Below are 24459 nucleotides of genomic sequence, written 5' to 3'. Positions count from 1 at the left end.
ATGTGGACAGAATCGACAGTTGGAGCGTTGCCGGGCGGACCTTCACGTCGCGGCTGATCGTCGGCACCGGCAAATACAGGGATTTTGAACAGAACGCCGCCGCGGTCGAGGCGTCGGGGGCACAGATCGTCACCGTCGCGGTGCGCCGCGTCAACGTGTTGGACCCGAATGCGCCGATGCTCACCGACTATATCGATCCGAAGAAGATCACCTATCTGCCCAACACCGCGGGCTGCTTCAGTGCCGACGACGCGATCCGCACGCTGCGCCTCGCGCGCGAGGCGGGCGGCTGGGACCTCGTCAAGCTGGAGGTACTGGGCGAGGCGAAGACGCTCTATCCGAACATGCGCGAAACTCTCCACGCGACCGAGGTGCTGGCGAAGGAGGGCTTCCTGCCGATGGTCTATTGCGTCGACGACCCGATCGCGGCGAAGCAGCTCGAGGATGCGGGCGCCGTCGCGGTCATGCCGCTTGGTGCGCCGATCGGGTCGGGGCTCGGCATCCAGAACCGGGTGACGATCCGCCTGATCGTCGAGGGTGCATCGGTGCCGGTGCTTGTCGATGCCGGCGTCGGCACCGCGAGCGACGCAGCGGTGGCGATGGAACTCGGCTGCGACGGGGTGCTGATGAACACCGCGATCGCCGAGGCGAAGGACCCGATCCGCATGGCGCGCGCGATGAAACTGGCGGTCGAAGCGGGGCGCGACGCCTATCTGTCCGGCCGCATGGGCCAGCGCCGCTACGCCGACCCGTCAAGCCCGCTCGCGGGGCTGATCTAGGCTACCGGAAAAAGCTGCATACTCCCGCGAAGGCGGGAGCCCATCTCCGGTCGGTGCAAGATGGAACCGGCCGGAGATGGATCCCCGCCTTCGCGGGGATACGGCGGTTTTGCTTAGGGCACCCGTTTCACCGGCGGCGGGGTCCAGCGTCCTTCCAGCGCCTCGCGCCGCGGCAGGTAGAGGCGCAGGTTCATCGTGAACGGTCCCGCGGGCGCGGGCAGCCAGTTGGCTTCCTTGTCGGTCCCCGGGCTGTCCGTCTGGATATAGAGGTCGAGCGAGCCGTCGGCGTTGAAGTTCAGCTTGTCGCGGTCGCCGATCGCGAAACGGCCCAACGGATTGGCGGCGAAGAACTGGTCGGCGCCGTACATGGTCAGCGACCAGAAGGCGTCGGCGGGCGGAATCCGCTCCTTGTCGAAATGGAGGACATAGCGCGCCGCGCCGTTCAGCGGCTTGCCGTCGCCGTCGATCGGCGCCATCGGATAGATGGCCTCCTCGGGCGGCAACGCGCCGAGCCCGGCATAGCCGATGAAGGCGCGCTGGAGGTAATCGTTGCCATAGACGCCGAGCGCATTGCCCAGCGCGACCCAGCCATCGCGGCTCAGCGGCACGCTCCGGCGTCGTTCGACAATGCGGCGATAGCCGTCCGCGGCGGCGCGCGTCAGCCCGCGCTGCACCGCCGGGTCGGCCTTGCCGAGATCGAAGCTCCGCCCCGCTTCCAGCCCGACCTTTTCCATGCGCAGCAGGATAGCGACGTCGGTGGCGTGTGGCGGATTGCGCTTCATCGTCTCGGCGAACAGCGCGAAAAAGGCGTCGGGCGCGAGCGCTGCGACCTGCTCGACCGGCGGCGTCGTCATGTCGACCGACGGATCGGCCTTCGCCGGTGCGGCGGCCGCCTGCGGCTTGCCCCATGCCGACAGCGGCGTCGCGGCATAGCGTGCCTGGAGCATGTGGACATGATCGTAATCGTCGGCGCCGTTGGTCTGGATGCGGCCGATGATCCAGCCCATGTCGGTTGGGCTGCGTACCATCCGCATGCCCTGGGGCAGCGTACCCTGCCAGTGCGGGCCGACGAGCGCGACGGTGCCGCCGTCATTGCCCGTGGTGCGCGTGCCGAGCGTCGCGAACACTTCGGTCCACATGTCCATGATCGGCACGACATGATAGCGCCCCGCCGTGTCGGGCAGCGTCAGGACCAGCGGTTCGTTCCCGACATCGTACCACAGGCTCGAATAGAGCGTGTCGGCGTTGGGCCGCACGACGTCCCTGAAGGTTGCGTCGGGATAGCGCCGCATGTGCGAAAACTGGTTCATCGGCGCGCGCAGCCGGCCTTCCCGGGCGTTGGTCGCGACGCGCCGCGTCACTTCCATCAGCACCATCGGATAGGCGTAGGCATAGGCTTCGAGACCGACGGCATAGGCCTCCTCCTCGCTCACCGGCGCCGCCCGCGTCGCGCCGGGCAGCAGGATCGTCGCCATCGCCATCAGGGCCAGCAGGCTTTTCATCGAACCGATCTCCTCGCAGATTTTCCGTCCCGCTAGCGTTCGCGGCGGCGCCAGTCTGTCATCCGGGCGACAATCTCCTGGGATTCCGGTTCCCGGCATTTGGAGCATTGAGCCTTAAATCTGACCTATCGTTCCGTTCGTGTCGAGCGAAGTCGGGACACTTGTCGGCCTTGCGCCACGCCGATGGGTGTCTCGACTTCGCTCGACACGAACGGATAAGGGGCGTTGCGGGTGTATGGCACGCCGCTCTATGGCCTGTGGGGATTCAGAGTCTATCGCCGCGATATTGTATAAAGCCGTGTTCCCCTGCCCTTCGACTGCCCGCAGGGCGGGCGCTCAGGATAAACTTCCGCCATAGGCGGAAGGCGGGGGTCCATCTTCGGCCGGTTCCATCTCGAAACCACCGCAGATGGGTCCCCGCCTTCGCGGGGACACACGATAAAGGACAGTTGCAAGATGAATCCCCACACGCCTTAGTATGGTGGAATCAAGGTTCTTGTCCTCATCGTCACCCCGGGCTTGACCCGGGGTCCCGCCTTTCCTCCGTCCGTGCGCGAAAGGAAGCGGGATTCCGGGCCAAGCCCGGGGTGACGGAATCGATGTGGCGAACTTCAGATTCAGGTAACTAGAACGACGGGCGGGAGGCCGGTTGGATATGGCGAGGGGGCAGGCGAAGCAGGGCGAGCACCGCTGGAGCCGCGAGGAGCGGCTGGAGATGCTGCGGTCCTGTCATCTTTTCGGCGCCTGGCCCGCGGCGCGGCTCGCCGATCTCGCGGCGATCGCGCGGGCCGGACATTATCCGCGCGGCACCGAAATCTATCCGCGCGATCCCCGGCGGCGCGAGGCTTTCGTCGTCGTCTCGGGCGGAATCGAGATCAGTCGCGTGTCGGCGGCGGGCAAGAAATTCGTGCTCGGCCTCGCCGGTCCGCGCGATGTGGTCGGCCTCGTGCGCCTGCTCGACCGCCAGCCCATCCATTTCGCCTATCGCGCGCATGCCGACAGCATCCTGCTCCACCTGCCCGCCGACGCGTTGATCGCGATCCTCGATGCGGAACCGGCGCTGTGGCGCGACATCGCGCTGTTCATGTGCGCGCGCCAGGGCGACAGCCTGCGGTTGCTCAACGACCAGCAGCTCGGCTCGCTCGAGCAGCGGATGGCGGCGACGCTCGTCGGGCTCGCGCGCATCCATGGCATCGCGGGCGAGGATGGTACCGAACTCGGCCTCCGCCTGCCGCAGGAACAGCTCGGCGCGATGCTGGGCGTGACGCGCCAGAGCGTCAACCGGCTGCTGCGTGGCTTCGAGGAGGCGGGGCTGATCGCGACCGATTACAATCGCATCACGATCCGCGATCCGCTGGCGCTCGACGGGATCGCCGCGGCGGGGGATTGATCCACCCGGGCCGCCTCGCGGACCGCGCGTTTTACCGCGCCCGTGGAACATGGGCCCGGTCGGTGCGTTGATCGGGCATGAGGCGATGCGGCCTCGATCAACAAGGAGATTCCCCCGTGGGTGAAATGAAAGACAAGGCCAAGGGCCTCGCGAACGAAGCGATCGGCAATGCGAAGCAGGCGGTCGGCAAGGCGACCGACAACGAGCGCCTGCGCGCCGAGGGCGAGCTTCAGGAACGCAAGGGCGAAGCGCAGAATCTCAGCGGCAAGGTGAAGGGCGCGCTCGGCGACAAGGTCTGACGATAGCCTTCACCGCACATGGAAAATGCCCCGGAGCTCCCCTCTCTCCGGGGCATTTTCATATCGTCGAAGCCTGCCCGCTATTTTCCGACCCTGCTATTTTCCGCCCGACGCCACCAGGTCGACGTCGGTCATGCCGCCGTCGCGGCGCGCGAAGACGACATAGGCAAGGTCGCCGCGTGTGCCGCCCAGCATATGCTCGTTGCCGTTGATCCGATGGTCGCTGGTATAGCCGGCACGGATCGCCATCGTGTGATAATAGTCGAGAACGCCCTGCAGCGAGGCGGCGGTCTGGAAATTGACGACGCGGATGTTGCACTGGCCGCCGGCGACTCCGGCCGCCTCGCGCAGCGTCGCGCGCGGATAGACGGGGAAGGCGGCGGGCAGGCGGTCGGCCCACTGGTTGCCATAGGTCAGCTTCGCATCGCAGCTTCCCTTCGCCTGCTCGCGGGCGAGCGCGCCGATGGTGACGGGGCGCTTCGCCTCGCACCCGTCGCAATTCGCCTCGAACGGCAGCGCCTTGGGCGCGGCGAGCAATTTGCCCGCCTTCATCGCCGCCGCGGCTTCGGCCGCGGTCGCCGCCTTGCCGGCGCCGATGCCGGGAACGCCGCCGTCGACCGGCCGGTTGCCCGGTCCGACCGCGTTGCGGTTCGCTTGGCCGGTCAGCTTCGGATCGACCATGATCTTGTCTTCGAGCGCGCCCTTCACCGTCGGGTCGGCGTTGGTCAGCCCGTCGTCGAGCGGCTTCAACTCCGCCTTGGCGGCGGGATTGTCCCGGCAGCCGGCGAGCCCCGCCGTCGCCACCAGCAAGCCGGCAACCAGCCATTTTCCCCGCACGATCATTGCTAACACTCCCTTAATCTCTTGGCCTCGGGCTTGCCGGAAGCTGGTTAAGAAGATGTGAGGAAAAAGCGTTAACAGGCAAGGATTTGTTAGCCGAAAACTGTGCCGGAGCGAGACGCTATTCCGCTCTCCGCACCGCGCGCCCTATGCGAAACCCTTCGTTTCCGCCGTTCCCGGCGCGCAGCGGATCAGCCGCGAGGTCTCGACCGCCGCCTGCCGGTGAACCACCGCCTCGCGATAGACGGGGTCGGTCACCATCGCCATGAAGGCGCCGCTGTCCGGATATTGCGCGACGAACACCGCATCCCATCTTTCATCCGCCGGGCCGATCACCATCGCCTCCATCGTGCCGCGCCAGACGACCCGGCCGCCGAGCCGTTCGAACACCGGGCCGCTGTCCCGCCCGTAATGGGCATAGGCCTCCGCGCCGCTCAGCCCCTTGCCCGCGAGCGGGTGTTCGGCCGGGTAGGCGGCCTCGGCCCGGAAGCGCACGAGGTTCAGCATATGGATCGGCGTATCGCGCGGCAGCGCCTTGAAGGCGTCGAACTGCGCGCGTTCGGGGTCGACATGGCGATTGGTCATGGACGGAATTCCTTGCGTTTGGCCCGCCATGCCTCCGCGCTTTGCGTCCAGGCGTCGACGGGGGCGTGCTCAAAGGGCGGGGGCAGGCGGGTCGGGCCCGCATTGGTGGCGCCCAGCCGCCGCGCCAGTGCCTGCGAGCGGCCGTTCGCGGGGTCGATGCTGTGCATCAGTTCGGGCCATTTCAGAAATTCGACCGCGAAATCGCATGCCGCGACCGCGCCCTCGAAGGCATAGCCCTTGCCGGCGAAGCGGGCGCGCACGCCATAGCCGATCTCGGGCGCCGGCCATCCGTCGGGCTCCCAGGGCCCCAGCCGCCCGACCCATTCGCCCGTTGCGCGCTCGATCACCGAGAACATCGAAAAACCCCGGATATGCCACGCGCCCGCGAGCGTGCACCAATGCCGCCATGCGGACGAACGCGGACAGGTGCCGCCGATGAAGCGCATCGTCTCCTCTTCGGCGCACATGGCGGCGAAGGCATCGAAATCCTCGGTGGCCGGCGGGCGCAGGATCAGCCGTTCGGTGACGAGCAGCGGGCCGTTGAGCATGGCGATCCTTTCCGAAGGGCGTTTCGGCAAGCGCCGGGGCGACCGGTTGTGCGACAAGGCGGGGCGAGGGGCAAGCCCGCTGACACCCTTTCTTCCTTCCTTCGTCATGCTGAACGCGTTTCAGCATCCATGGCCCGCCGTCTCCTTCGGCGCCGCGCCAATGGACAGCGCAGACCATGGATTCCCAAACAGGTTGGCAACCCTCTCTTTTTCGACAGCTAACCGTTCCCCCGGCGAAAGCCGGGGTCCAGATGGCATGAGCTGCCGCCCCGCGTGGACCCCGGCTTTCGCCGGGGAACAGGTCCTTACCCGAACGACAATGGCCCCAACGAACGAGGGCGCCGGCCGCTAGGCCGACGCCCTCTTCCATGCGGGGAGCGGATGGAGGGGTCTCGGACCCGCACCCCGCATTGGAATCCGCTGGATCAGCGGCAGCGATACTTGTCGCGGTCGATCTCGCGACCGAGCAGCGCGCCGCCGGCCGCGCCGAGCACCGTGCCCAGCAGCTTGTCGCCGCCGCCGGCAATCTCATGCCCGGCGAGGCCGCCGACCGCACCGCCGATCAGCAGGCCGGTCGTGCCATTGTCCTTCTTGCAGCGATAGCGCCCGTCGCTATCGCGCCAGATGCGGGTGTTCGAATTGATCCGCTCGTCGCGCGAGGCATAATTGCGGCGGTGCTTGCGCTTCTTGTAATAATCGGCCGAAGCCTCCGCCTTGTGATAGCCCGGAGCGGCAACCGCGCTCGACAGACCGGCGTAGGCCGGGGCGCTGCCGACGACGCCTGCCGCGACGAAAGCGCCGATCAGGCCTTTGGTGAAATTCTGCATCATGAATCCTTTCCTGGTCTGGCGCCCTGACCGCCGCACGGACGGCGGACGCTTCGATGGGGAGAACGAGCCTCGTCTGGACTGCGTTGCATGAACCCTGGGCAACAAGACGAAGCGAGTATTTCGATAGATGAACCGAGATAATTCTCGCATCGCGGCTATCGCCGTGCGACCGCCGAAGAGGCTTGAAGGGCGCAGGCGACCGTGCGACATAGAGCCATGCTCAACCTCCTTTCGCTTGTCATCGGCGTTTTCGCGCTGGTTCTGGCCATCCCGGCTTTCATCCCGCTGCTCGGCTGGGCGAACTGGGTGATCGTGCCGATCGCCATCGTCGGGCTGGCGCTGGGCGCGATGTCGGGACGGACGAGCGGCCGCAACCTCAACATCGTCGTGATCGTCGTCGGCGTGATACGCCTGATGCTCGGCGGCGGCATCCTCTGACCAGCCGGCCGGGCGAACCCGTGCGATGAACCGAGCCACTGCCGCGCAGGGGAGCGATCAGGGCGGGCTGCCCTATGCGCTCGCCGCCTATGGCATCTGGGGCTTCGTCCCGATCTTCTTCAAGCTGCTGGTCAGCGTGCCGCCGGTCGAGGTGCTGGCGCAGCGCATCCTCTGGTCGCTGCCGCTCTGCTTCGCGATCATGGTCTTCCGCCGTCAGATCGGCGCCTATCTGGCGGCGCTCAGGGATTGGCGGACGCTGCGCATCCTGCTCGTGAGTTCGATCCTGATAGCGCTCAACTGGCTCGTCTACATCTATGCGATCGTGACGGACCATGTGCTGGCGACCAGCCTCGGCTATTATCTCAACCCGCTGGTCAATGTGATGCTGGGAATGATCTTCCTCGGCGAACGGCTCTCACGGCTCCAGATGATGGCGGTCGCGATCGCCGCGCTCGGGGTCGCGCTGCTGCTCGGCGGTGCGCTCGAAACGCTGTGGATCAGCCTGACGCTCGCCTTCAGCTTCGGCTTCTATGGCCTGCTGCGCAAGGTGGCGCCGGTCGGATCGCTGCCGGGTCTGGCGATCGAGACGACGCTGCTGTTCGTGCCCGCACTCGTCGTCGCGGTCTATTATGTCGCGGCCGGTGACGGGGTGGGATTCGGCTCCGACCGCGACATCACGCTGTTGCTGGTTTCGGCGGGGGCGATCACCGCGATCCCGCTGCTGTTCTTCGCGACCGCGGCGCGGCGGATGAGCTTCGCCGTGCTCGGCTTCTGCCAGTATCTCGCGCCGAGCATCGTCTTCCTGCTCGGCCTCTTCCTGTTCGACGAACCGCTGAAACCGGCGCAGCTTGTCTGCTTCCTGCTGATCTGGATCAGCATCGCGCTGTTCAGCTTCGATATCTGGGCGAAATCGCGCGGGGCGCGGGTCGCGCCGACGCCCTGACTGGCGGGAACTGACCCTACGCCAGCCGCCAGCCCAATGTTTCGCCGGCGTGGAAGGGCACGACCTCGCCGATGCGGTCGGGGACCGTCACCGCGCCGCGTTCGAGCGTCACCGTGCCTTCGTTGAGCGGCAGGCCATAGAAGCGCGGCCCGTGCTCGCTCGCGAAGCCTTCGAGCTTGTCGAGTGCCCCGTCCTCGTCGAACGCGGTCGCATAGCTTTCGAGCGCGAAGGGCGCGTTGAAGATGCCCGCGCAGCCGCAGGCGGCTTCCTTGGTATGCACCGCGTGCGGCGCACTGTCGGTGCCCAGGAAGAATTTGGGGGAACCCGAGGTTGCCGCCGCGCGCACCGCCAGACGGTGATGCTCGCGCTTGGCGACCGGCAGGCAATAGGCGTGCGGGCGGATGCCGCCGACGAGCATCGCGTTGCGGTTGATGTGGAGATGCTGCGGGGTGATCGTCGCGGCGACGGTAGCGGGGGCGTCGGCGACGAACTGCGCGGCCTCGGCCGTCGTGATATGCTCGAAGACGATCCTGAGCGCCGGAAAGCGTGTGACCAGCGGGGCGAGCGTGCGATCGATGAACACCGCCTCGCGGTCGAAGATGTCGACGTCCGCGTCGGTGACCTCGCCGTGGATCAGCAGCGGCATGCCGATCGCCTGCATCGTCTCGAGTACCGGCATGATGTTGGCGATGTCGGTGACGCCGTGCGCGCTGCCGGTGGTCGCGTGCGCTGGATAGAGCTTTGCGGCGGTGAACACGCCTTCGGCATGGCCGCGCGCCATTTCGCCGGGATCGGTGCGGTCGGTGAGATAGGCGACGATCAGCGGCGTGAAATCGAGCCCGGCGGGCACCGCGGCGCGGATGCGCTCGCGATAGGCGACGCCTTCGGCGACCGTCGTCACCGGCGGCGACAGGTTGGGCATGACGATCGCGCGCGCGAACTGGCGCGCGGTCCACGGCGCGACATGCGCCAGCATCGCGCCGTCGCGCAGATGAACGTGCCAGTCGTCGGGGCGGCGAAGGATCAGGCGGTCGGTCATTTTCGTCTCCCCCCTCCCGCTTGCGGGAGGGGTCGGGGGTGGGCAGTCCGTTGCGCGATTAGCCCAAGTCGAGGTTCAGGCCCACCCCAAACCCCTCGTGCAGGCGGGAGGGGGCTTTAAGTCGCCGTCGTGTCGTCCTATTTCGCTATCCATGGCCAACAATACCCTCGACGATCGTGCCCTCGTCCGCCTGTCGGGCGAGGATGTCCGCGGCTTCCTGCAGGGACTCGTCACAAATGACGTGTCGGGCAACCTACCGGTCTGGGCGGCGCTGCTGACGCCGCAGGGCAAGGTGCTGTTCGATTTCCTGATCTGGGGCGACCGCGACGACATCCTCATCGACTGCGAGCGCGCAGCAAGCGAGGCGCTGGTCAAGCGGCTGACCCTCTACCGCCTGCGCCGCGCGATCACCATCGCGCCCGAGCCCGGCCTGTCCGTGCACTGGGCGCCTTACGGCGACCTCGGCGAGCCCGATCCGCGCCTTCCCGACCTCGGCCAGCGCTGGCTCGGCCCGGCCGATGACGGCGAAGGGGAGGGCGCCGCCGCGGCGTGGCACGCGCACCGCCTGTCGCTCGGCGTCACCGAGGGGCGGGCCGAGCTGGGCGACGGCACGACGCTGTGGCTCGAATGCAATGCCGCGGAACTGCACGGCGTCAGCTTCACCAAGGGCTGCTATGTCGGGCAGGAGAACACCGCGCGGATGAACTGGCGGCAGAAGGTCAACCGGCGGCTGGTCGTCGTGCCGATCGCCGACACCGATGCCAGGCGTCAGGTGGTGACCTATCCTGAACTCGGCTGGTCGGTCGAGCATCGCCGCGTCGAGGCGATCGACGCTGCAAAGGCGCCCGCATGGATGCGCGAGGCGCTGGCGTCGGACGGTTCATGACGCGTGCAGCCCGTGGCGCTATGATGGCGGCATGCGCGCGATCCTGACTCTTTGCCTGTTGGCCGCCGCGACGCCCGCCGCCGCGCAGAGCCGCTGCGTACCGCCTGTTCCGTCCGCCGAACCGCTCGCGGAGGCGCCGCTCGTCCCCGGCTATGAGGACGATGCGCCGCGGACCCCGACGCCGCTTTCGGACCTTGCCGGCGATTCGCCGTGGCTGCCGCGTTTCGCGGCGGCCGCCGACGCGTTGCTGGCGGCGTTGCGCTCGGGCGATGTCGCGCGCTGGCAACCCCTGCTCGGCGGGCCATGGCTGGGCGCGGCTGATGCCCGCGCGGTGGAAGCGCTGCTGGCCGACCCGTGCGGCGCCTTCGCGCCGCTGTTCGCGGGCGAGACGCCGCCGACGCGCCGCATTCTGGGATGGAGCGTCCCTGCCTCCTATTCCGCTACCGAGCGCGCCGAGATCGCGGCGCGGCCCGAGGCCGAGGCGCTCGTCTGCTGGAGCGCCCACCCGCCGGCCGAAGCCGTCTGGCCGCGCACCGCAGCCGAAGCCGACAATGCGCCCGACCGCCCCTATGGCTGCGCGCGCATCGCTTATTCGCTGCGCGAGGGATCGCCGCAATGGCGCGCCTTCATCGAAACGCCGCCCACCGGATTCTGACCGCGGCTTAACGATTCCCCAACCCCGACCTGCGACAATCGCTGCCATGTTGGGGCGTATGCTGGGTCTGGCCGCGGTGGTCGCGGCGGTGTCGGTCGGGATGGCGGGAATCGCCAGCCGGACGGCGTCGATCGGCAATGCCGGAGTCGCCGCCGATGCGGGCAAGGACGACACGAACGGCAACTGGACCACCGCGAAGCGCCGTCATGGCTGGTCTTCGGCACCTGCCGCCGCGCGCGGCGGGTCGGGGGAGGTGCGGATCGGCCGCGCGGGCGATTCGCATTTCTATGCCGACGCCGATGTCGACGGCGCGAATATCCGCATGATGGTCGACAGCGGCGCCTCGATCGTCGCGCTGACGCGCCGCGATGCGGAGGCGATCGGGATCGACGTCGATCGCCTGCCGGTCGCGGGCATGGCGAACACCGCGGGCGGTGCGGTGCCGATGCGCCTGGTGATGCTAGACAGCGTCGAGGTGGACGGGATCGAGGTTCGCGGCGTCCAGGCGGCGGTCGTCGATGCCGACATGGGCGTGTCGCTGCTCGGCCAGAGCTTCCTGTCGCGGCTCGACGCGGTGAATATCGAAGGCGACACGATGACGCTGCGCTGATTCCGGTACCATCGGAAAGTGCGCCTGTCCCTCCCGCAAGCGGGAGGGGAGGAGGGCGCGACTACAAGTCCCTCCGCCCTTGCCAACCCCGCCGCATTTCCCCACATCGAAGCGCATGAACGCTCCCAATCCCCCGCTCAAGGCCGCGATCGTCCCGGTCACCGCCTTTCAGCAGAACTGCACCCTGCTCTGGTGCACCGAAACCAACAAGGCGGCGCTGGTCGATCCCGGCGGCGATCTGCCGAAGCTGCGCGAGGCGATCCGCCAGACAGGGGTGGAGGTCGAGAAGATCCTCGTCACCCACGGCCACATGGACCATTGCGGACAGGCGGGCGTGCTGGCGAAGGAACTCGGCGTCCCGGTCGAAGGGCCGCACGAGGACGACCGCTTCTGGATCGAGCGGCTGGGCGAGGACGGCGCGCGCTACGGCATGGCGGGCGAGGTGTTCGAGCCCGACCGCTGGCTGAAGGACGGGGACACGGTGACGGTGGGTAACCTCGTCCTCGACGTCATCCATTGTCCCGGCCACACCCCGGGCCACGTCGTCTTCCATCATCGCCCGTCGAAGCTCGCAATCGTCGGCGACGTGCTGTTCCAGGGATCGATCGGCCGCACCGATTTCCCGCGCGGCGATCACCAGCAACTGCTCGATTCGATCACGCAGAAGCTGTGGCCGCTCGGCGACGATACCATCTTCCTGCCCGGCCACGGACCGCACAGCAACTTCGCGCAGGAACGGCGCACCAATCCCTATGTCGGCGACATGGCGATGGGGGCGACCCAGGGGGCCTAGATCATCGAGCCTTAAATCTGACCCATCGTCCCGTTCGTGTCGAGCGAAGTCGAGACACGCATCGGCCTTGCGCCACGCTGATGGGTGTCTCGACTTCGCTCGACACGAACGGATAAGGGGCGTTGCGGGTTTATGGCACGCCGCTCCAGGTCGCCCGACTCATCGGTCCGCTCCCGTCATTGCGAGCGGAGCGAAGCAATCGAGGGCGGTCTATGCCCACTCTGGATTGCCGCGCGGCTTCGCCGCTCGCAATGACGAGTCCTTGCTGGTCCCGCCGGGCCCGGTTCAACCGCTATTCCGATTCCACCGCCACCGTATCGGTCAGGGTCGAGCTGATGCTGGTCGGGGTCAGATAGACGGTGAGCAGCGCCGCGACCGCGAGACCGAGCTGGATCAGCATGGTGACGGTGATGCCGGCACCGCGCGCCCAGCCCAGCCCGTCCATGCCGATCGCGTGCAGGATGCGCGCGACCAGATACAGGGCGCCGACCGCCCACAGCCAGATCGACGAGCCGGTGCTCAACTCGACGAGCGCGAGCAGGATCAGCACGAAAGGCGTGTTCTCGACATAGTTGCTGTGCGCGCGCATCCGGCGGATCAGCCGTTCGTCGCCGCCGTCGCCGATCGAGACCTTCGCCTCGCCGCGCACGCGGCCGACGCGCATCGCGATCCAGATGTTGAGCAGTGCGGCGCCCGCCGCGATCGTCAGGCTGATCGGCAATATGATCATGTCGCTTCCCCCGTCTGTGGCCCGGCTCTTTCCTGCTGTCCGGCGCCGCAAGGGTGTGGCATCGTCGCGGGCAATCGGCAAGCGTCGTCCCGTTCGCGCTCGGGGCTTGCCTTTGCGGGCAAAAACGCTATAGCCGCGCCCGATCCGGCACCCGACACCATCAGGCGTTGAGGCACCTTCCGGCGGAAGATTTTCCCGCGATTCATGGCGGGGCAGCCTTCGGCACGGCGGGCGGGCCAGTCGTTTTCCATCCTTGGCGGTGGGCGACAAGTCCGGGTTCGCCGATTCGGTTAAACAGTTAAGAATGCAGGATATATCATGGCCGTCCCCAAGCGAAAAACCTCGCCCTCGAAGCGCGGCATGCGTCGCAGCCACGACAGCCTGAAGGTCGAAGCCTATCAGGAATGCCCGAACTGCGGCGAGCTCAAGCGCCCGCATAACCTGTGCAACGCCTGCGGCCACTACAATGGCCGTGAAGTGGTGTCGGTCGGCGCCTGACCATTAATCGGAGGCCGCTTCCATGAGCCTGACACCGCGAATCGCAATCGATGCGATGGGCGGTGATGTCGGCGTGCGCGTGATGTGCGCCGGCGCGGCCATGGCGCGTCATCAGCACGACGGCCTCCGCTTTCTGCTCGTCGGCGACGAAACGCGGATCAAGACCGCGCTCGAAAACCATCCGAACCTGCGCGCGGCGTCGGAGATCGTCCACACCGACAAGGTGGTGTCGGGTGAGGATCGGCCGAGCCAGGCGCTGCGCAACGGCCGCGGCAGCTCGATGGGGCTCGCGATCGACGCGGTGAAGCGCGGCGACGCCGGCGGCGCCGTGTCGGCGGGCAATACCGGCGCGCTGATGGCGATGGCGAAGCTCGCGCTGCGCACTATGCCGGGAATCGACCGGCCGGCGCTCGCCGCGCTGCTGCCGACGCTCGGCGACAACGACGTGGTGATGCTCGACCTCGGCGCCAATACCGAGTGCGACGCGACCAACCTCGTCCAGTTCGCGGTGATGGGCGCCGCCTATGCGCGCACCGCGATGGGGCTCGAACGCCCGCGCGTCGCGCTGCTCAACATCGGCACCGAAGAACTCAAGGGCACCGACGAGATTCGCGACGCCGCCGCGATCCTGCGCGAAACGCAGGGCCTGCCGATGGAATTCGCCGGCTTCATCGAGGGCGACAAGCTGTCGCGCGGCCGGGTCGACGTGATCGTCCACGACGGCTTTTCGGGCAATATCGCGCTCAAGACGATCGAAGGGACGGCGCGCTTCGTCACCGACCTGCTGCGCCGTGCCTTCACCAGTTCGCTGCGCTCGAAGATCGGCTTCCTCATCTCGCGCCCCGCGACCGAGTTACTGCGCCACCATCTCGATCCCAACAACCACAATGGGGCGGTGTTCCTCGGCCTCAACGGCGTCGTGCTGAAAAGCCACGGCAGCGCCGATGCCAAGGGCGTCGCCAATGCGGTGCACCTGTGCGCCGAACTCATCGAAAAGGACATCACGCGTCAGGTGACGGACGATCTCGCCAATTTCCGCCGCGAGGACGCGGCGTGACGCGCCGTTCGATCCTGGTCGGCACCGGTTCGGCGCTGCCGCGCACGCGCGTCTCGAACGACGAACTCGCGAAGCGCGTCGATACCAGCGACGAATGGATCGTCGAGCGCACCGGCATCCGCTTTCGCCACATCGCCGAGGCCGACGAGACGACGGGAACGCTGGCCGCCGACGCGGCGCGGCACGCGCTCGCGGCGGCGGGTCTGGCGCCCGCCGACATCGGCCTGATCATCGTCGCGACCGCGACCCCCGACAATACCTTCCCGGCGACCGCGACCAAGGTGCAGGCGCTGATCGGCGCGCCCGACTGCATCGCCTTCGACGTCGCGGCGGTGTGTTCGGGCTTCCTCTACGCGCTCTCTGTCGCCGATTCGATGCTGCGTACCGGCGCCGCGAAGCATGCGCTCGTCATCGGCAGCGAGACCTTCAGCCGCATCCTCGACTGGGAAGATCGCGGGACCTGCGTCCTGTTCGGCGACGGCGCGGGCGCGGTGGTGCTGTCGGCGGAGGAGGTCGCGGACGATCGCGGCATCCTGGCGACCCGCTTGCATGCCGAGGGGCAATATGGCGACATGCTCTATGTCGACGGCGGCCCGTCGACGACGGGAACGGTCGGCCACGTCCGCATGCAGGGGCGCGAGGTGTTCCGCCATGCCGTCACCAACCTCGCTGCCGTGCTGGGCGAGGTGCTGGCGGACGTCGGCCTCTCGGCCGCCGACATCGACTGGGTTGTGCCGCATCAGGCGAACAAGCGCATCATCGACGCGACCGCGAAGAAGCTGGGGCTGCCTGCGGAGCGCGTCGTGCTCACCGTCGATCAGCACGCCAACACCTCGGCGGCGTCGGTGCCGCTGGCGCTCGACCTCGCGGTGCGCGACGGGCGCATCCGGCGCGGCGACCTCGTCGTGCTCGAGGCGATGGGCGGCGGCTTCACCTGGGGCGCGGCCGTCCTGCGGATATGACCGCCGCGCACTGAGTCGGCCCCGCATGGCTCACCGCATCAACTTCTCGCTCCATCCTTTTCAGTTTGGCGGATTTCTTCGCTTTTGTTACACATGCGTGTGGGACTCGTGACGGTGGGGGCCTTCCCGAGCACCAGCTTTCAGGAGGGGAAGGGAAGAAGATGGTAGCAGGGACGCTCACGCGCGCGGACATCGCGGCGCGGATCAACCAGCAGATCGGCCTGTCGCGCAACGAATCGGCGGCAATCGTCGAATCGATTCTCGCGCATATGTCGGACGCGCTCGCCGCCGGCCAGAATGTGAAGATTTCGGGCTTCGGCACCTTCGTGTTGCGCGACAAGGCGCAGCGCATCGGCCGCAATCCCAAGACCGGCATCGAAGTGCCGATCCTGCCGCGCCGCGTGATGACCTTCCGCGCCAGCCAGGCGATGCGTGCCCGCGTCGCCGATAGCTGAACGGGGCGTCGGCCGTGGCGGAATCTGACGAGGCGGCGGGCGGCAAGGTGGCGGGCGCGATGCTCGCGATCGGCGAACTCGCCGACCGGATCGGAGTGCCGACCCATGTGCTGCGCTATTGGGAAACCCGCTTTCCGCAGTTGAAGCCGCTCCAGCGGTCGGGGCGCCGCCGCTATTATCGCCCGGCCGACATCGCGCTCGCCGAGCGCATCCACCATCTGCTGCACGTGCAGGGCTTCACGGTCGAAGGCGCGCGCAAGGCGTTGTCCGAATCCGATGGCGCCGCGCCGCCGGACGGGGACGCCGCCGAGCCGACGGCTGCGACGCCCGCGACGGGCCGGGTTCCAGTCGAAGCGCTGGTGGCGCTGCGCCAGCGCCTCGCGGCGGCGCTGCGCTAGAAACCATTGTCGCCCCCGCGAAGACTATTCGGTCGCGCAGCCTGTCTTTCCTTGTCACCCCGGACTCGATCGGCCCATATGTCCTACAGCCAAGTAAGCGGCTGTTCCCCGGCGAAAGCCGGGGTCCAGATGGCACAGCACTGCCCCGCGTGGACCCCGGCTTTCGCCGGGGAACTGCTACTTGTCGAAAGGGGATAATTGCCGACTCGATCCGGGGTCCATTCACGCAGCACCGAGAGAATGGATTCCGGATCAAGTCCGGGATGACGAAGGTTGGAAGGGGCAAATAGAAGCCATATCTGTTGCGTGAGTTATCTTCGCACGCCCGTTCACGGCATTTTATGCGCGAAGCCGGACATTCCAGAATCCACCCTGGCGCGGCCAGTGGGCCTCAGTCGTCGTCCATCGCCGGTGCCAGCGCGGGGTCGAGGTCGCGTGGGCGGATGAGCGCGGCCAGGCGCGCCTGATTGACGTCGAGGTCGCTCCAGTCGGTGATGTCGAGGTCCAGCCGCGCAAGGGCGCAGGTCGGGAACTTCTCCTCGACCAGCGCGCGCTGCGCGACGTCGGGGGTTTCGGGGACGAGCATCAGGATCAGGTCCTCCAGCCCCGGATTGTGTCCGCTGATCAGCAGGTGCTGCGCATCGCCGCCGGTATCGCGCAGCACGTCGATCAGCGTCGCCGCCGAGGCGAGGTAGATGCGCCGGTCCCAGTGCGGCTCGATTCGGTCGAGCCCCGCGGCGGGCTGAAAGATGGCGAGCGTTTCGGCGACGCGCACCGCGGGGGAGGCGACGATCCGGTCGATCGGCCATGCCTGCCGCTTCGCATATTGGCCGATCAGTTCGGCCCCGCGCGCGCCGCGGGCGTTGATCGGACGGTCGAAGTCGCGCTCGACGGCGGCGTCCCAGCCCGATTTGGCGTGGCGCAGGATGGTCAAACTCTTCAAAATCTCTCCCCCGGACGCTCGGGCGCCTGTCCCCCGCGAATCCGCCGCCTTGTGCCGCAAACTCAGGACGGTGAAAAGGCGGCATAGGCGCTTTTTCGCCGCTCGACATTCGCGGCGGCGACGCGATTGACCACCTCGTCGAGCGGCAGGCGGCGGATCGGCGTCCCGTCGGGAAAGGCGCTCAGCAGTCGCGAAGGGAAGCTCGGCGACAGCATCACGAACTGGCCGAAATCGTCACTGCGGCGGATGAGCCGGCCAAAGGCCTGCGCGATGCGCGCGCGGATCACCCGGTCGTCATAGGCGCTGCCGCCCTGCGCCGCGCGGCGGGCGGCGTGCAGGATCGTCGGGCGCGGCCAGGGTACGCCTTCCATGACCACCAGCCGCAGCGAATCGCCGGGCACGTCGACCCCATCGCGCAGAGCGTCGGTGCCGAGCAGCGAGGCGTGCGGGTCGGCGCGAAAGATATCGACCAGCGTTCCGGTGTCGAGCGGATCGACATGCTGCGCGAACAGCGGCAGCCCGGCGCGCGCCAGCCGGTCGGCGATGCGCGCATGAACGATACGCAGCCGCCGGATCGCGCTGAACAGCCCCAGCGCACCGCCGCCCGCCGCCTCGATCAGCCGGCTATAGGCGCCGGCGAGCGCGGGCAGGTCGCCGCGCGCGATGTCGGTGGCGATCAGCACCTCCGACTGGCGTGCATAGTCGAACGGGCTGGGAACCGCGAAATGCGTCACGCCTCCGTCCAGATGGCGCGCGCCGGTGCGGATGTCGGCGTCGCTCCAGTCGTCCGCCGCGTGGCCGTCGCCGCGCAGCGTCGCCGACGTGACGAGCACGCCCTGCGCGGGGCGATAGACGATTTCCGCGACCGGCCTCGCGGGGTCGAGCCAGTGGCGATGCAGCCCGCAGTCATATTCGCGCCCGTCGAACCGCTCGACCGCGAGCCAGTCGACGAAATCGGGGTCGGCGGGGCCGCCGACGCGCCCGAGCAGCGCCAGCCACGCGCCGAGCGTGTCGATCCGCGTCCCCAGGCTGTGCCGCGCCCCGTCGACACGCGCCCGCGCCTGTCCGTCGAGCCAGTCGGGCGGGTCCTCGACCAGCGCGTCGAGCCGCTTGCCGAGCGCCATCAGCGGGCGCAGCAATGCCTCGACCGCGTCGCTCGCGGCGGCGGCGGCCGTCACCAGCTCGGGATCGGGGTCGGCAAGCTCGGTTTCGAGCCCATAGCCGCTGTCGGCCTGCTTCGGATCGGCGCCGCGCGCATAGACCTGTCCGCGCACCGCGGCGAGCAGCCGTTCGATCGCCCCCCAAGGGGCGTTCTCCGCCAGCCGCGCGAGCCAGCCGTCGCCGGGCAGTTCGGCGGCGGCCGCGATTGCCGCCTGGATCGCGCGCTCGCCGGCCTCGTCATAGCTCGCGACATCGGCGAGCCGCGCGGCGAGCCCGCGCCGGCGGCCGCGCGCCTTGCCTTCGGGGCCCATGATCCAGCGGCGGATTTCGATAGCCTCCTGCCCGGTCAGCGCGACCGCGAACATCGAATCGGCGGCATCCCACAGATGATGGCCCTCGTCGAAGATCAACCGCGTCGCCGGGGCGCCCCCCCCTTCGCGCGAAACGTCGCGCGGCCGCGCCGCCTGCACCATGGTCAACGCGTGGTTGGCGATCACGATGTCGGCCTGCGCCGCCGCGCGAGTCGAGCGCTCGATGAAGCATTTGCGGAAATGCGGGCACCCGGCATAGATGCATTCGCCGCGCCGGTCGGTAAGCGCGGTCGCGCCGTTGCGGCGGAACAGCGCGGGAAGCCAGCCGGGCAGGTCGCCGCCGATCATGTCGCCGTCGCGCGTATAGGCGGCCCAACGTGCGACGAGTTGCGCCAGCACCGCCGCGCGCCCCGAAAAACCGCCTTGCAGCGCGTCCTCCAGATTGAGCAGGCAGAGGTAATTCTCGCGCCCCTTGCGCACCACCACCTTCTCGCGGTGCGCGCGCGTGTCGGGATAGAGTTTCTCGGTCTCGCGCGCGAGCTGGCGTTGCAGCGCCTTGGTGTAGGTCGAGATGCAGACGCTGCCCGCCGACTCGTCGATCCACTGCTTTGCGGGGGCGAGATAGCCCAGCGTCTTGCCGATCCCGGTACCCGCCTCGGCCACCAGCATCTGCGGCGTGTCGCGGCGTTCGCGCGGGGCGAAGATCGCCGTCGCCGCGCGTGCATAATCCTGCTGCCCTGGCCGTCTCTCGGCGCCGTCGCCGGTCAGCCGGTCGAGCCGCGCCGCGACGTTCGCCGGATCGAGCACCACCTGTCGCGGCTGAGCGCGCGGCGGCTGCTCCTCCCATTCGGGCAGGCGGGCGAACAGCCAGCGGTCGGCGCGGTCGGGTGCGGCGAGGCGCGGCTGGATCAGCGGCGCCCACGGCCAGCGCTGGCGCGTCAGCGCTTGCAGGGCGTGCCATGCGCCCTCACGCTCGGGCCAGTTGGGATCGTCGAGGCAGGCCAGCATCGCCGCCGCCGCCTGCGGCAGAAAGGCCGCGACCTCATCCTCGCGCTGCGCCGCGGACAGGCCGAGCGCGGCGGCGATTCCCGCCGGCGTCGGCACAGCGAAGCGCGCGGGGTGAAGAAAAGCGAACAGTTCGAGCAGGTCGAGCCCCGACAGTTCGGGATAGCCGAGCCGGTCGCCGGTCAGCGTCGCGCCAAGCAGCAGGTGCGGCGTCCCCGCCACCGCCGCCATCGCCTCGCCGCGCCCGACGCGCTGCACCCGCCCCGCAGCATCGGACAGCCAGATTCCGACATGGCTCGCATGGATCGCGGGCAGGGAGAGGGAGGCGGGCGCCATCGCGCCAAGCTAAGGACAAAAGAGGAACGCGGCAAGGGGCGGTGTTACGCTGAACCTACCCTTGCGCCGTTCGTGCTGAGCTTGTCGAAGCACCGCTCTTGCCTTTTGCCAAGGCAGAAATCCGCGGCCAGTCGCCGCGGATCAAGGCCATCTTCTTGGCACGACTCCAGCCCTTTATCCGGCGTTCGGACGCCAGGGCTTCGATACGCGTCGGGAACTCTTCGCTCCACACCAGCACGACGGGACGCTTGTCTGCCGTGAAGCCGGGGATAAGCCCCGATTCATGCTCGCCGACACGTCGCTGCAAATTATCCGTGTGCCCGACGTAGAAGGCTCCGCCCCGGCAATGCAGCATATAGGTCCAGAAGCTCATCGCCTTGATGTAGAGGAAAGAACGGCCCTTCGACAAGCTCAGGGCAAACGGAGGGAAAGGAAGGGCCGGGGTTCGCGCCATAGGCGACATCTTCACCCAACCCCGTTCGTGCTGAACTTGTCGAAGCACCGTTCTTCTTTCTCGCGGTGCCGGAAGAAAGAAAAATGCTCCCGGCGGCCTCTGCAGGCCTCAACTCACCCCGCGTCGCCCGAAACCGATCGCGCGGTTGCTCAGGAAGACCGGCGTCGCCGGGATCGCGGCCGCGCCACGCGCGCGTTCGAGCGCGGCATGGAGCGGGCCCTGCGTCAGTTCGTAGGGAAAGCGCACGCCCATGCGGTCCCATTCCGACCACATCACCACCGCATAGACGACCTGTCCCGCATAATGGATTTCGCAGCGTGATCGTTCGAGCAGGCTGGCGCCGTCGATCCGCGCGCCGCCTTCGGACAGGTCGACGATCCGCCCCTCGACATGGTTGAGAACGCCGTTGACGATCACCTCGATGGAAACCGGGGTGCGCTTGTGCGCGCGGGGGCGGGGCGGGGTGCTGGTCATGCCGAAAGGCTAGGCCGGTCATGGTAAATATTCCGGTAACGCTCATCGGGCGCAAAACGCAAAAAACGCTCTGTCCACATTGCGCCGCCGTGCTTCATGCTGGGAGATGCGCCCCCATTCGCCATTTGCCCTTCGGCAGGAGAGGCGCTGCCTAAAGCCATAAAGGCCACAAAAATGCACTGCGCGAGCGGGGCTTTTGTGGCTTTAAGCGATGATCGGCGCGGTCACCCATGCGTTTCCACTGTGAAGTTGCGCGGAAATCCGCCCTTCTTCCCTTGGGCGCCCGTTGCCGCTATGGGCGCGCCATGACCGACTTTCATCTCCATCCGTCGCTGCGCGAACCCGCGCTAACCTCAAAGGCCTGGCCGTTCGAGGAAGCGCGCAAGCTGGTCAAACGCTATCCAGACGGCAAGCCGGGGGGGCAGCCCGTCGTCTTCGAAACCGGCTATGGCCCGTCGGGGTTGCCGCATATCGGCACCTTCAACGAGGTGCTGCGCACGACGATGGTCCGCCGCGCCTATCAGACGCTGACCGCCAATGAATCCGGAGTGCCTGCGCCGACCCGGCTGGTGGCGTTCAGCGACGACATGGACGGCCTGCGCAAGGTGCCCGACAATGTCCCGCAGCAGGAAATGCTGCGCGAACATCTGGGCAAGCCGCTCACCGCCATTCCCGACCCGTTCGGCAAATATGAAAGTTTCGCGCATCATAACAATGCGATGCTGCGCGATTTTCTCGATCGTTTCGGCTTCGATTACGAATTCGTCAGCTCGACCGAACGCTATCGGTCGGGGGCGTTCGACGACGCGCTGAAGAATGTCCTGCGCCACTATGACGCGATCATGGCGATCATGCTGCCGACGCTGCGCGCCGAGCGTGCGGCGACCTATTCGCCGGTGCTGCCGATCAGCCCGACCTCGGGCATCGTGCTCCAGGTTCCGGTGACGGTGGTCGACGCCGACGCGGGGCTGGTGTCGTTCGAGGACGATGGGACTGTGATCACTCACAGCATCCTGTCGGGGGGTGCCAAGCTGCAATGGAAGGTCGACTGGGCGATGCGCTGGGTCGCGCTCGGCGTCGATTACGAGATGTACGGCAAGGACCTGACCGACAGCGGCGTCCAGTCGGGCAAGATCGCGCGCGCACTCGGCGGCCGCAAGCCTGAGGGGCTGATCTACGAGATGTTCCTCGACGAAAAGGGCGAAAAAATCTCGAAATCGAAGGGCAACGGCCTGTCGATCGAGCAGTGGCTGACCTATGGCAGCGAGGAAAGCCTCGCTTTCTATGCCTATCGCGAACCCAAGGCGGCGAAACAGCTTCATATCGGCGTGATCCCCAAGGCGATCGACGAATATCTCCAGATGCGCGGCAATTACTCGGCGCAGGAACCGGACAAGAAGCTCGGCAATCCGGTGCATCACGTCCACGCCGCGCGCGGCGAGGCGGTGCCCGCGACCGAACTGCCGGTGAGCTTCGGCCTGCTCCTAAACCTCGTCGGGGTGATGGGCGCCGATGCGTCGAAGGAGCAGATCTGGCGCTACCTCGGCCAATATGTCGCGGGGGCGGACGCGGCGACCTGGCCCGAGCTCGACCGGCTGATCGACAATGCGATGGCCTACAACCGCGACTATGTCGCGCCGACGCTCCAGCGCCGCAAGCCGCGCGGCGGCGAGGTGGCGGCGCTCGCGGAACTCGACGCGCGGCTCGCCGCGCTGCCCGCCGATACCGCCGCGGACGACATCCAGAACATTGTCTACGAGATTGGCAAGGACGAGGCCTATGGCTTTGAAAACCTGCGCGAATGGTTCAAGGCGCTCTACGAGACGCTGCTCGGGTCGAGCGCCGGGCCGCGCATGGGTAGCTTCATCGCGCTGTTCGGCATCGCCAACACGCGGCGGCTGATCGCGGAGGCTTTGGCGTAATCGACCCTTGTTTTTGAGGCGGGCCTTATATGATCGACATCTTCACCACCGGCGGAACGATCGACAAGGTCTATTTCGATGCCTTATCCGAATTCCAGATCGGGCCTGCGGCGATCCCCGACATGCTGCGCGAGAATAACGTCCATGTCCCGCATCGCGTCACGCAGCTGATGCGCAAGGACAGTCTCGAACTGGACGATGCCGACCGCGAGGCGATCCGCGCCGCGGTGGCGGCGAGCGACGCGGCGCGCATCCTCGTCACCCACGGCACCGACACCATGGTCCTGACCGGGCGGGTGCTGGCGGGAATCCCCGGCAAGACGATTGTGATGACCGGCGCGATGCAGCCCGCCTCGGTGCGCGCGAGCGATGCCGAATTCAACGTCGGCTTCGCGCTCGCCGCGGTGCAGACGCTGTCGCCGGGCGTCTATATCGCGATGAACGGCATGATCTTCGACCCCGCGACGACCGTGAAGGACCGCGCCGGCCAGCGCTTCGTCCGGCAATAGGGGGCGCCGGGTCAGCCTTTCGCGGTGATCTGACGCAGCACCGCGCGGTAATGAGGCGCGATCGTCATCGCCTCGTGCCGCCCGGCTTCGCCCAGCATCGCATGGACGGCGGGTAGGCGATAGCAGGGCACGCCCATGAACAGGTGGTGCTCGGCGTGATAATTGACCCAATAGGGCGCCACGGTGGCGCGCGCGATCCAGCCGGCATGGGTGGTGCGCGCATGCGTGAAGGGATCGTCGCTGCCCGTCGTCGTGCAGGCATGTTCGGCGATGTTGCGGATGCGCAGGTAAAGCTGGAAGGTCGTCGCGAGGCTCAGCGTCCACAGCAGCCATGGGGTCCAGCCATAGAGGATCAGCGACGCGGCGAGCAGTACCGCCTGCACGAGCAGGAACCGGCCGACCGCGCGCGTCACCGCCATCGCGCCGGCGGCGTCGATCGTCGGCGCCGTCATGCCGTCGTCGGACTGCCGGTTGAAGGGCGTTCCGGCGCGCGTTCCGCCAAGTCCTTTCGCGCCGCCTTCGCCGCGCAGCATCGCCCTGAGCCCGACGAGCGCAAAGCGGAACTGCGCAGTGCGCTGCTTGAGGAAGGTCTGCCCGGTCAGGTCGCGGACCACCTTGCGCCACAGGCTGGCGCGCGTCGTCGGAAACGGCTTCGACAGCGACAGGTCGGGGTCCTCGGGCTGCTGGGTGAACTTGTGATGCTGGAGGTGGTAGGTGCGATAGGCGAACAGGTCCGATCCGGTCGCGGCACCGGTCAGCCACTGACCAAGGAAATTGTTCACCTTGCGCTTCGGGTGGAGCAGTCCGTGCGCCGCCTCGTGCATCAGGATCGCGAGGCCGAGCTGGCGTCCACCGACGAGGATGATCGCCAGCAGCCAGCCGACCGGGTTCTGTGCCCAGGCGGCAAGCCCCACTGCGGCGATGCTGACGATCCACGCATGCGCGACGAGCCACGGCCCCCGCCACGCCGAAACGCGCGTGATGGCGGACCATTGCGCGCGGTCGAAAAAGCGGTCGGGCGGCAGCAGGCGGACGGCAGGCATGGGCCGATCCTAACAAGTTTCGCCATGAAACGGAACATCGTCCATTCTGGCACAAAATCAGGAG

General features: G+C 67.6%; 28 protein-coding genes. 16 read left to right on the top strand and 12 right to left on the bottom strand.

The features are described 5' to 3' along the window. The first annotated feature begins 2 nt into the window (after positions 1-2). A complete protein-coding gene (locus C3E99_RS10705; protein WP_076076231.1) occupies positions 3-779 on the top strand; it encodes a bifunctional sulfur carrier protein/thiazole synthase protein in 777 nt (258 codons plus the stop codon). Positions 780-892: 113 nt separating this feature from the next. Here the strand turns inward: C3E99_RS10705 and C3E99_RS10700 are convergent, their stop codons facing one another. After that, entirely contained in the window at positions 893-2281 is a 1389-nt protein-coding gene (locus C3E99_RS10700; protein WP_076076229.1) for a DUF1254 domain-containing protein, read from the bottom strand. Between the two features lie 655 nt (positions 2282-2936). Here C3E99_RS10700 and C3E99_RS10695 point away from each other — a divergent pair. Both C3E99_RS10695 and C3E99_RS10690 read left to right on the top strand, forming a co-directional pair. Further along, positions 2937-3671, top strand: a complete 735-nt coding sequence (locus tag C3E99_RS10695; protein WP_104959775.1) for a Crp/Fnr family transcriptional regulator — start codon at positions 2937-2939, stop codon at positions 3669-3671. Positions 3672-3787: 116 nt separating this feature from the next. Next, complete coding sequence (locus C3E99_RS10690) at positions 3788-3970, top strand: CsbD family protein (RefSeq protein ID WP_067112520.1); 183 nt, start codon at positions 3788-3790, stop codon at positions 3968-3970. Between the two features lie 96 nt (positions 3971-4066). Here the strand turns inward: C3E99_RS10690 and C3E99_RS10685 are convergent, their stop codons facing one another. The 4 genes from C3E99_RS10685 to C3E99_RS10670 all read right to left on the bottom strand — a co-directional run bounded on the left by C3E99_RS10685 (position 4067) and on the right by C3E99_RS10670 (position 6773). Beyond that, positions 4067-4813 carry a hypothetical protein gene (locus tag C3E99_RS10685; RefSeq protein ID WP_076076226.1) on the bottom strand — a complete coding sequence of 249 codons (747 nt, stop codon included), beginning with the start codon at positions 4811-4813 and terminating at the stop codon, positions 4067-4069. A gap of 144 nt (positions 4814-4957) precedes the next feature. Then, entirely contained in the window at positions 4958-5395 is a 438-nt protein-coding gene (locus C3E99_RS10680) for a DUF1330 domain-containing protein (protein ID WP_076076223.1), read from the bottom strand. After that, positions 5392-5943, bottom strand: a complete 552-nt coding sequence (locus C3E99_RS10675; RefSeq protein ID WP_067112511.1) for a GNAT family N-acetyltransferase — start codon at positions 5941-5943, stop codon at positions 5392-5394. The genes C3E99_RS10680 and C3E99_RS10675 overlap by 4 nt, the downstream gene beginning before the upstream one ends. Positions 5944-6368: 425 nt before the next feature. Next, the gene (locus C3E99_RS10670; RefSeq protein ID WP_324787668.1) at positions 6369-6773 is read right to left on the bottom strand and encodes a glycine zipper 2TM domain-containing protein; all 405 of its coding nucleotides are present in this window, start codon (positions 6771-6773) and stop codon (positions 6369-6371) included. A 216-nt stretch (positions 6774-6989) separates the two neighbouring features. On the opposite strand from C3E99_RS10670, the gene C3E99_RS10665 reads away from it, so the two are divergent. Beyond that, complete coding sequence (locus tag C3E99_RS10665; protein WP_067185099.1) at positions 6990-7211, top strand: hypothetical protein; 222 nt, start codon at positions 6990-6992, stop codon at positions 7209-7211. A gap of 25 nt (positions 7212-7236) precedes the next feature. Further along, positions 7237-8154: an EamA family transporter RarD gene (gene rarD, locus C3E99_RS10660; protein WP_076076221.1), complete on the top strand. Its 918-nt coding sequence runs from the start codon at positions 7237-7239 to the stop codon at positions 8152-8154. Positions 8155-8170: 16 nt separating this feature from the next. Here rarD and pyrC read toward each other — a convergent pair whose 3' ends face one another. Beyond that, positions 8171-9193 carry a dihydroorotase gene (gene pyrC / locus C3E99_RS10655; RefSeq protein ID WP_076076218.1) on the bottom strand — a complete coding sequence of 341 codons (1023 nt, stop codon included), beginning with the start codon at positions 9191-9193 and terminating at the stop codon, positions 8171-8173. 151 nt (positions 9194-9344) lie between these two features. Here pyrC and ygfZ point away from each other — a divergent pair, with 151 nt between their 5' ends. The 4 genes from ygfZ to C3E99_RS10635 all read left to right on the top strand — a co-directional run bounded on the left by ygfZ (position 9345) and on the right by C3E99_RS10635 (position 12137). Beyond that, positions 9345-10079, top strand: coding sequence for a CAF17-like 4Fe-4S cluster assembly/insertion protein YgfZ (ygfZ, locus tag C3E99_RS10650; protein ID WP_104959774.1), 735 nt, complete (start codon positions 9345-9347; stop codon positions 10077-10079). Between the two features lie 31 nt (positions 10080-10110). Then, positions 10111-10734 (top strand): hypothetical protein, encoded by a 624-nt coding sequence (locus C3E99_RS10645; RefSeq protein ID WP_076076213.1) that lies wholly within the window; start codon positions 10111-10113, stop codon positions 10732-10734. Positions 10735-10780: 46 nt separating this feature from the next. Further along, entirely contained in the window at positions 10781-11344 is a 564-nt protein-coding gene (locus tag C3E99_RS10640) for a retropepsin-like aspartic protease family protein (RefSeq protein WP_076076211.1), read from the top strand. Positions 11345-11459: 115 nt separating this feature from the next. Further along, positions 11460-12137 (top strand): MBL fold metallo-hydrolase, encoded by a 678-nt coding sequence (locus C3E99_RS10635; protein WP_076076209.1) that lies wholly within the window; start codon positions 11460-11462, stop codon positions 12135-12137. 292 nt (positions 12138-12429) lie between these two features. Here the strand turns inward: C3E99_RS10635 and C3E99_RS10630 are convergent, their stop codons facing one another. Continuing rightward, complete coding sequence (locus C3E99_RS10630; protein ID WP_199775001.1) at positions 12430-12867, bottom strand: MAPEG family protein; 438 nt, start codon at positions 12865-12867, stop codon at positions 12430-12432. 318 nt (positions 12868-13185) lie between these two features. Here C3E99_RS10630 and rpmF point away from each other — a divergent pair, with 318 nt between their 5' ends. From rpmF to C3E99_RS10605, 5 genes are all read left to right on the top strand, one after another. Continuing rightward, positions 13186-13365: a 50S ribosomal protein L32 gene (gene rpmF / locus C3E99_RS10625; RefSeq protein ID WP_056348227.1), complete on the top strand. Its 180-nt coding sequence runs from the start codon at positions 13186-13188 to the stop codon at positions 13363-13365. Positions 13366-13387: 22 nt separating this feature from the next. Continuing rightward, positions 13388-14422 carry a phosphate acyltransferase PlsX gene (gene plsX / locus C3E99_RS10620; protein WP_067112487.1) on the top strand — a complete coding sequence of 345 codons (1035 nt, stop codon included), beginning with the start codon at positions 13388-13390 and terminating at the stop codon, positions 14420-14422. After that, positions 14419-15384 (top strand): beta-ketoacyl-ACP synthase III, encoded by a 966-nt coding sequence (locus C3E99_RS10615; protein WP_076076206.1) that lies wholly within the window; start codon positions 14419-14421, stop codon positions 15382-15384. Before plsX ends, C3E99_RS10615 begins: the two co-directional genes overlap by 4 nt. Before the next feature lie 161 nt (positions 15385-15545). Further along, entirely contained in the window at positions 15546-15839 is a 294-nt protein-coding gene (locus C3E99_RS10610; protein WP_067112480.1) for an integration host factor subunit alpha, read from the top strand. A gap of 59 nt (positions 15840-15898) precedes the next feature. Beyond that, complete coding sequence (locus C3E99_RS10605) at positions 15899-16237, top strand: MerR family transcriptional regulator (RefSeq protein WP_067112525.1); 339 nt, start codon at positions 15899-15901, stop codon at positions 16235-16237. 391 nt (positions 16238-16628) lie between these two features. Here the strand turns inward: C3E99_RS10605 and C3E99_RS10600 are convergent, their stop codons facing one another. From C3E99_RS10600 to C3E99_RS10585, 4 genes are all read right to left on the bottom strand, one after another. Beyond that, positions 16629-17180 carry a SixA phosphatase family protein gene (locus C3E99_RS10600; protein ID WP_076076202.1) on the bottom strand — a complete coding sequence of 184 codons (552 nt, stop codon included), beginning with the start codon at positions 17178-17180 and terminating at the stop codon, positions 16629-16631. Positions 17181-17242: 62 nt separating this feature from the next. Next, positions 17243-19993 (bottom strand): ATP-dependent DNA helicase, encoded by a 2751-nt coding sequence (locus C3E99_RS10595; protein WP_104959773.1) that lies wholly within the window; start codon positions 19991-19993, stop codon positions 17243-17245. Between the two features lie 55 nt (positions 19994-20048). Continuing rightward, positions 20049-20447, bottom strand: a complete 399-nt coding sequence (locus tag C3E99_RS10590; RefSeq protein WP_234002446.1) for a GIY-YIG nuclease family protein — start codon at positions 20445-20447, stop codon at positions 20049-20051. Between the two features lie 108 nt (positions 20448-20555). Next, on the bottom strand, positions 20556-20921 hold the full coding sequence (locus C3E99_RS10585) for a PilZ domain-containing protein (RefSeq protein ID WP_076076196.1): 366 nt from the start codon (positions 20919-20921) through the stop codon (positions 20556-20558). Positions 20922-21226: 305 nt separating this feature from the next. Here C3E99_RS10585 and C3E99_RS10580 point away from each other — a divergent pair, with 305 nt between their 5' ends. Further along, positions 21227-22843, top strand: a complete 1617-nt coding sequence (locus C3E99_RS10580) for a lysine--tRNA ligase (RefSeq protein WP_076076193.1) — start codon at positions 21227-21229, stop codon at positions 22841-22843. Positions 22844-22872: 29 nt separating this feature from the next. Then, positions 22873-23352 (top strand): asparaginase domain-containing protein, encoded by a 480-nt coding sequence (locus tag C3E99_RS10575; RefSeq protein WP_076076192.1) that lies wholly within the window; start codon positions 22873-22875, stop codon positions 23350-23352. A gap of 11 nt (positions 23353-23363) precedes the next feature. Here C3E99_RS10575 and C3E99_RS10570 read toward each other — a convergent pair whose 3' ends face one another. Beyond that, positions 23364-24395 (bottom strand): fatty acid desaturase family protein, encoded by a 1032-nt coding sequence (locus C3E99_RS10570; protein ID WP_076076190.1) that lies wholly within the window; start codon positions 24393-24395, stop codon positions 23364-23366. Positions 24396-24459: the final 64 nt, after the last annotated feature.

Source organism: Sphingopyxis sp. MG, assembly GCF_002953155.1.
In the GTDB taxonomy this organism is placed as follows: domain Bacteria; phylum Pseudomonadota; class Alphaproteobacteria; order Sphingomonadales; family Sphingomonadaceae; genus Sphingopyxis; species Sphingopyxis granuli.
Note: the sequence above shows the minus strand (reverse complement) of the source record. Positions and strands in the feature narration are given on the sequence as shown.